The sequence below is a fragment of the Kitasatospora sp. NPDC024654 genome (genome assembly GCF_055559155.1).
The window spans coordinates 5455-8968 of record NZ_JBVHLF010000034.1 but is presented as its reverse complement, the minus strand read 5'-3'; the positions used below and the strand labels follow the sequence as shown (position 1 = coordinate 8968).

Annotated in this window: 4 protein-coding genes and 1 pseudogene; 2 read left to right on the top strand and 3 right to left on the bottom strand. The window is 74.6% G+C overall.

Features of this window, described 5'->3' with window-relative positions; all coding sequences use genetic code 11:
* Nucleotides 1-131 precede the first annotated feature (131 nt).
* The gene (locus tag ACZ38L_RS20760) at nt 132-998 is read right to left on the bottom strand and encodes an SAM-dependent methyltransferase (RefSeq protein WP_465695453.1); all 867 of its coding nucleotides are present in this window, start codon (nt 996-998) and stop codon (nt 132-134) included.
* Nucleotides 999-1140: 142 nt separating this feature from the next.
* Between ACZ38L_RS20760 and ACZ38L_RS20755 the strand changes: the two genes are divergently transcribed.
* Complete coding sequence (locus ACZ38L_RS20755; protein ID WP_465695450.1) at nt 1141-1923, top strand: maleylpyruvate isomerase family mycothiol-dependent enzyme; 783 nt, start codon at nt 1141-1143, stop codon at nt 1921-1923.
* 28 nt (nt 1924-1951) lie between these two features.
* Here the strand turns inward: ACZ38L_RS20755 and ACZ38L_RS20750 are convergent, their stop codons facing one another.
* Both ACZ38L_RS20750 and ACZ38L_RS20745 read right to left on the bottom strand, forming a co-directional pair.
* Nucleotides 1952-2605: a hypothetical protein gene (locus ACZ38L_RS20750; protein WP_465695448.1), complete on the bottom strand. Its 654-nt coding sequence runs from the start codon at nt 2603-2605 to the stop codon at nt 1952-1954.
* 140 nt (nt 2606-2745) lie between these two features.
* On the bottom strand, nt 2746-3066 hold the full coding sequence (locus ACZ38L_RS20745) for a hypothetical protein (protein WP_465695445.1): 321 nt from the start codon (nt 3064-3066) through the stop codon (nt 2746-2748).
* Here ACZ38L_RS20745 and ACZ38L_RS20740 point away from each other — a divergent pair.
* A pseudogene (locus tag ACZ38L_RS20740) lies at nt 3059-3514 on the top strand (hypothetical protein); the annotation flags it as partial. The gene ACZ38L_RS20745 and the pseudogene ACZ38L_RS20740 overlap by 8 nt on opposite strands.

Genomic DNA, 3514 nt, shown 5'->3' with positions numbered 1-3514 from the left:
TTTCGCTCGACGGGGCCGGCAGCAGAGGTGGGCGGCGCACTGTTTGGTTGGGGAGGGTGAACTGGTTGGTTCTGGGCTTCGACGGTTGAGTTGGGGGGGTGCCGCTGGGAAACCGAGCGCCACCCACCGTCTCACGGCTTGACCGCGACGCCCGCGTAGGCCGAGACCTCCCGCCAGCCCTCCGGCAGCGCCTCACCCTCGGTCCGCCACAGCGGCAACTGCACCAGGCCGGGCTCCAGCAGCTCGAAGTCACCGAAGAACCCGGCCACCGCGGCCCGGTCGCGCAGCACCGCGGGCGCGCTCGCCGTGCTGTAGACCCTGGTCATGGCCTCCACCACGGCCGGGGTCAGGAAGTCCTGGCTGCCGTGCGAGAGGATCAGCAGGCTGCCGGGCGCGAGCGCCTCCCGCAGCCGGGCGACCACCTCGGCGGCGCCCTCCTCGTCGCGGATGAAGTGCAGCACGGCGACCAGCATCAGCGCCACCGGCTGGGACAGGTCGATCGCCTGCCGCAGCCCCGGGTCGTCGAGGATGGCGGCCGGGTCCCGCAGGTCGGCCTGGATCACCGTGGTGTAGCCGACCGGGTGGTTGGCCAGCAGCGCCCGGGCGTGGGTGAGCACGATCGGGTCGTTGTCCACGTACACCACCCGGGCGTCCGGCGCGACCCGCTGGGCGACCTCGCTGGTGCTGCCCACCGCCGGGATGCCGGTACCGATGTCCAGGAACTGCCGGACACCGCGCTCGGCCGCGTAGGCCACCGCGCGGCCGAGGAACTCCCGGTTGATCCGCGCGCCGAGGCGGGCGTGCGGGACCGCGGCGATGATCCTCTCGGCGGCCTCCCGATCCGCCGCGAAGTTGTCCTTGCCGCCGAGGTAGTAGTCGTACATCCGGGCCGGGTGCGGGACATCGACGGCCAGTTCGCTCGGCGGTTGCCAGTCGTCTGTCCGGGCCCACTGCCAGTCGCCCTTGAGCGTCTCGCCCAGCGCCGCGTCGTCCTGCATGCGGGTCCCCCTTCGGAGTCTGATGCCGTTTCACCGGCGATCGTAGCGGAGCGGGTGCCACCGGTCAGGGCGGTCCATCAGGTTACGGTTGGCCTCCTGCGAGCAGCGACCCCGCCCCGGCCCATCAGGAAGGCAACACACCATGAGCAGCACGTACCCCTCGGCGTCCGGGACACCCTCGGTCGATCACCGCGCGGCCGTCGCGACCGAGACCGCCCGGCTCGCCGCGCTGGCCGAGTCCACCGACCTCACCACCCCGATCCCCAGCTGCCCGGACTGGACGCTCGCCGACCTGGTCGTGCACACCGGCAGCGTGCAGCGCTGGTTCTCGGTGCTGCTGCGTCAGCGCGTCCAGGAGCGCCCGACCAGCCGCGAGGTGGACCTGAAGCTCCCGGCCGAGCCGGCCGGCTACCCCGACTGGCTGCGGACCGCCGCGGCCGAGGCCGCCGAGGCGTTCGCCTCCGTCGACCCGGACGCCCCGATGTGGGCCTGGGGCGCCGACCAGCACGCCCGGTTCTGGGTGCGCCGGATGCTGTGCGAGACCCTGGTGCACCGCGCCGACGCTGAACTCGCCCTGGGCCGGCGGCCGGAGATCGACCCGGCCCTCGCCCGGGACGGCGTGGACGAGTTCCTGGTCAACCTGCCGTTCGCCGCCTTCTTCGCCCCCGGCACGGCGAAGCTGCGCGGCACCGACCGGACCATCCGCTTCAGCCGCACGGACGGCGAGGGCGACTGGCTGGTCCGGCTGGGCCCGGACGGCTTCGGACTCGACCCGAAGGGCGGGCCCGCAGACGCGACCGTCCGGGGCACCGCCGCCGACCTGCTGCTGCTCCTGTACGGGCGGCTGGACCGGACCTCGGAGCACTTCGAACTCCTCGGTGACGAGGATCTGTTGGCGCTCTGGTTCGCCAACTCGAAGTTCTGATCCGCTGATTCGGCCGGCAGCGGCCGGCTCACCGGCAGGTGTAGGTGAGCGAGGCCGTCGCCGACCGCTGGGTCGGCGCGAGAATCTCCAGGGTCGCGGTGGCCGGCAGCGTCCCCCTGCCGTCGAAGGTCCAGCGGAGCACCACATCGGTGTCGTGACTCCCTTGCGGGACCGGCTGGTCGAGGTCGGCGGAGACGGTGCCGTCGCTCCGGCGCCAGCGGTAGACGACCGTCCCCGCGCGACCGTCGGTGTGGAGCGTGCCGGTGATCACCGCGGTGCCGTCGCAGCCCGGCCCGGCGGGATCGGTGCGCACCGAGGCGCCGGTGACGGCGAGCGGCGGGGCGTCGTGCTGCCAGGCCAGGTAGCCGGCCAGTCCGAGCGGCAGCACCAGGAGCGGCAACCACCTGAAGCGTCGGGCTCGCCGGCCGGGACCCACCGCCGCCGCCTCCGACGGCACCCCGGGCTTGGCCGTCCCGTGCCAGACCGCCGCCGCGGCCACCGGGACGGCAGCGACGACCGCCGGGACGCCCGGGCCGAACCGCCGCAACTCCCCCTCGGCGAGCCCGGCCATGACCGGGGTCGGCCAGGCCTCGTCGTCGAGCAGCGTGGCCCTGGTGGTCTCGGGGCCGGCCGGGGTCCCCCACACCTCGTCGTCGAGAAGCGTCGCGCTGTCGGACTCCAACCGATGCGCCATGCTGGGTGGTTCGACATCCCGCGCGGTTGCCTGCCGGGGCACCAGCCCTCGGGCCGACACGACAGCGGTGCTCTCCGCCGGTTCCTGGAGTGGCGACTCCTGTGGTGACGTCATGTTCTCTCTTTGGTTCAGCGGGGCGGGTTGCACAGGTAGGAGGGGATCTGCTGGTACGAGCCCTGGCCGGCGTCGGCGGTCGGGCTGGTCGCGACCGCTACGCCCCAGAAGGGAGCGTCGTCCCCGTACCCGAAGAAGTGCGTGAAGCGGCTGGTCAACTGCGTCTGGCCGGCGGGCAGGTTGACGACCTGGGTGCCCACCACGTCGGCCCGGCCGCCGCGCCCGCCGTCGACCCAGCTGAGCGCGAGCGCCGTGCCCGCACCGCCGTCCGTACGGACCGTCACCGACACCGTGGCGCCGTACGGCCCGGCGCACCCGTAGCCGTCGATGCTCACCGAGAGCACGTGCCCGGCGGCCGACGACGGGGACGCGGCCGGGGACGACGGCGCGACCGGTGGCGGGCTGGCGGGAGGGGCGGACGCGCTGGGCGCCGGGGCGGTGCCGGTCGGTCCGGCGTCGACCGTCGCCACCGGCGAACTGGCCGCTGGCTGCGGCGACCTGGTGACCACCGCGGTGGCCGAGCGAGCGGCCGTCGCGGTCGGCGAGACGGCCGCCGTCGCGCTCGGTGCGGCACTCGCGGACGCCGACACCGACGCGGAGGCCGAGGGCGACGCCGAGGGCGACGCCGTCCCCGGATCCGTCGACGGCGCGAGCAGCGTGGTCACCTGCGCGGGGGGGGGGAGGGGGGGGGGGAACGCCGGCCCCCCCAGGGCCCCCCCGGCAGCCGGGATTGAAGGCCCGCCGCCCCACCCCCACCCCCCCCACCCTCCGGTGGCCACCCCG